Origin of the sequence: Actinophytocola sp. (assembly GCF_045807065.1) — a bacterium.
GTDB lineage: Bacteria > Actinomycetota > Actinomycetes > Mycobacteriales > Pseudonocardiaceae > Actinophytocola.
In genome coordinates this window covers 1-2983 of sequence record NZ_JBJMIE010000083.1, presented here as the reverse complement: position 1 = coordinate 2983, position 2983 = coordinate 1, and the positions used below count along the sequence as shown (strand labels likewise).

Sequence of the window (2983 nt, the reverse complement as noted above, 5' to 3'; positions counted from 1 at the left end):
GCCTCGGTCAACGCCGCCACATCGTCGTCGGTGGCCACCGGCACCCACGACGGGGAAGACTCGGCCCTTGCCGGGGAAAGCTCGACCCAGTCCACCTGGAACAGCGAGTCGGCACCCACCGGGGCCGCACCCCACTGCTCGGCCGGCGCCGGCCGGAGCACCACCGAGTCCACGGTCACGACCGCGCCGCCGGTCTCGTCCGCCGCCTCCAGCGACAGGCCGTCGGGGCCCGCGGGCAGCACCCGCACCCGCAGCGCGGTCGCGCCGACGGCGTGCAGCTCCACCCCGTGCCAGTCGAGCGGCAGCCGCGGCTCCTGCCCGCCGAGCAACACCGGGTGCAGTGCCGCGTCCAGCAGTGCCGGGTGGAGGCCGAACCCTCCCGCGTCCACCCCGGCGGGCAGGACGACCTCGGCGAAGAGCTCCTCACCACGCCGCCACAGCGCCCGCACCGCCTGGAACGCCGGCCCGTGCCGGAACCCGCGTGCGGACAGGTCGTCGTAGAGGTCGGCGGCAGCGAGGTCGACCTCCCGCGCACCCGGTGGCGGCCAGGCGGTGAAGTCGAACCGGTCCTGTGTGGTGGGTGCGGCCGACAGCAGGCCGGTGGCGTGCCGGGTCCAGGTGCCGCCGTCGTCGGCGTCCTCGCGCTGGGAGTACACGTCCACGGTGCGCGAGCCGTCCGCCCCCGGTCCGCCCAGCGCGACCTGCACCCGCACGCCGCCGTGCGCGGGCAGCACGAGGGGCGCGGAGCTGACCAGCTCGTCGAGGACCGCGCAGCCGGCCTCGTCACCGGCCCGGACGGCCAGTTCCACCAGTCCGGCACCCGGGACGACCGCGACGCCGCCGATCTCGTGGTCGGCCAGCCACGGGTGCGACCGCAGCGACAGCCGCGAGGTGAACACCAGGCCTGCCGATCCCGGCAGCCGCACGACCGCACCCAGCAGCGGGTGGTCCGCCCCGACCAGCCCCACCGACGGCGCGACCGCCGCCGCGGCCGGGTGGAGCCAGTAGTGCTGGTGGTCGAACGCGTACGTCGGCAGGTCGACCCGGCCGGGCGTCGGCGGCAGCACGCCGCTCCAGTCGAGCGGGACACCCCGCACGAACAGTTCCGCCATCGAGGTCAGCAGGCGCCGCGGGCCGCCGTCGTCGCGCCGCAGCGACCCGGTCACCACGGCGTCGACCTCGGTGCCGTCCACGATCTCGCCGATCGGCGCCACCAGCACCGGGTGCGCGCTGACCTCCACGAACACCCCGTGCCCCAGCGCCAGCAGGTCCGCCACGGCGGGGCCGAAACGCACCTGGTCGCGCAGGTTGCGGTACCAGTACCCGCCGTCCACGACACCCGCGTCCGCGATCCACCCACCGGTGACGGTCGAGTAGAACGGCACCACCGGCGCCCGCGCGGTGATCCCGGCCAGTGCCTCGGCGAGGGTGTCGCGGATGTCCTCCACGTGCCGGGTGTGCGACGCGTAGTCCACCGCCACGCGCCGCCCGGACAGGGCGGCCACCGCCTCGTCCAGTGCTTCGGCGTCCCCGGCGACGACCACCGACGACGGTCCGTTGACCGCGGCCACCTCGACCCGGCCCGCCCACGGCGCCAGCCGGGCGACCGCGTCGGCCTCGCTCAACGACACCGACGCCATCCCGCCGCGCCCGGACAGCTCCGCGGCGATCGCCTGGCTGCGCAACGCCACCACCCGCGCGGCGTCCTCCAGCGACAACGCACCCGCCACACACGCCGCCGCGATCTCACCCTGCGAGTGGCCGACGACCGCGTCCGGCACCACGCCGACCGAGGCCCACACCGCCGCCAGGCCCACCATGACGGCGAAGCTCGCGGGCTGGAGCACGTCGACCCGGTCCATCAGCCCGGCATCGGTCTCGCCCCGCAGCACGTCCACCAGCGACCAGTCGACCCACGGCGCCAACGCGGCCGCGCACTCGGTGACCCGCTCGGCGAACACCGGAGAGGTGTCCAACAGCTCCCGGCCCATGCCCACCCACTGCGAGCCCTGGCCCGGGAACACCCACACCACCTTCCTGGCCGCACGCGCGCTGCCGGTCACCACACCGGCCACGGTCTCGCCGCGTGCCAGCGCCCCGAGCCCGGCCAACGCCTCCTCCGAGGAGCCCGCCACCACCACGGCCCGGTCGCCGAGCACCGCGCGGGTCGACAGCAGGGCGCCCGCCACGCGGGCCAGTGACACCTCGCCCGCGTTCCCCAGGAACGCCGCCAGCCGCCCGGCCTGCCCGGCCAGGGACCCGGTGCTCCGCGCGGACACCACCAGGGGCACCACGCCCCCAGGCGGTGCCTCCTCCGCGGCCTGGTCCTCCTCGGCAGGCGCCTCCTCGATGATCAGGTGCGCGTTCGTCCCGCTGATCCCGAACGAGGACACCCCGGCGCGGCGCGGACGGCCGTTGCGCGGCCAGTCTCGTGGCCCGGTCAGCAACTCGACCGCACCGGCCGACCAGTCCACCGCGGTGGTGGGCGCGTCCACGTGCAGGGTCGGCGGCAGGACGCCGTGTTCCAGCGACTTGACCATCTTGATCACGCTCGCCACCCCGGCGGCGGCCTGCGTGTGCCCGATGTTGGACTTCAGCGAGCCCAGCCACAGCGGCTTCCCGGGATCCCGGTCCTGTCCGTAGGTGGCGAGCAGAGCCTGCGCCTCGATCGGGTCGCCCAGCGACGTGCCGGTGCCGTGCGCCTCGACCACGTCGACGTCCGCCGGGGCGAGGCCGGCGTTCGCCAGCGCCCGGCGGATCACCCGCTGCTGCGACGGCCCGTTCGGCGCGGTCAGACCGTTCGACGCGCCGTCCTGGTTCACCGCACTGCCCCGCAGCACCGCCAGCACCTGATGCCCGTTGCGCTGCGCGTCGGACAGCCGCTCCAGCAGCACCAGACCCGAGCCCTCAGCCCATGTCAGGCCGTCCGCGTCCGCCGCGAACGCCTTGCAGCGCGCGTCGTGAGACATCCCGCGCTGCCGGG

At 75.6% G+C, this 2983-nt stretch carries 1 protein-coding gene; it reads right to left on the bottom strand.

Annotation, left to right across the window (positions count from 1 at the left end; all coding sequences use genetic code 11):
- A partial coding sequence (locus ACJ73U_RS04600; RefSeq protein ID WP_407776251.1) for a type I polyketide synthase occupies positions 1-2983 on the bottom strand: 2983 nt, incomplete at both ends.